This is a genomic window from Moraxella sp. VT-16-12, assembly GCF_002224245.2.
Classification (GTDB): Bacteria; Pseudomonadota; Gammaproteobacteria; order Pseudomonadales; family Moraxellaceae; genus Moraxella.
On record NZ_NKHK02000059.1, the window covers coordinates 1 to 321 of the forward strand.

The 321-nt window shown below is 35.8% G+C and carries 1 protein-coding gene; it reads right to left on the reverse strand.

What is annotated here, in order from left to right:
* Nucleotides 1–304: hypothetical protein (locus CEW93_RS10750; protein WP_222432750.1), on the reverse strand; the 304-nt coding region annotated here is incomplete at its 3' end.
* Between the last annotated feature and the right edge of the window lie 17 nt (nucleotides 305–321).

Genomic DNA, 321 nt, shown 5'->3' on the forward strand with positions numbered 1-321 from the left:
GGCCCCATGATGCTCTTGCAAACATGCCTCTACGATCACCTTTAACACTTTTTGGTGCACCTTTAAGTTTATTAGGATAACCCACAGCTATTGCAATAATAGAACGTGCGCTAGGTAAGCTTAGTTTAGGTTCTGTACGTAATGATATATTTGATTCCTCAAAACCCGATGCATACCCTTTTGCATGGTATTCCTCTAATTTTTGTTTCAATTCATCAAAAGGATCTGCAGTAGTAAATCCAATACTATCAATGCCTATAGAATGAGCAAAGTCTATAATTTCTTTTTTTAGTTTATTGTTCATTAGCTTTGCCACCTTTT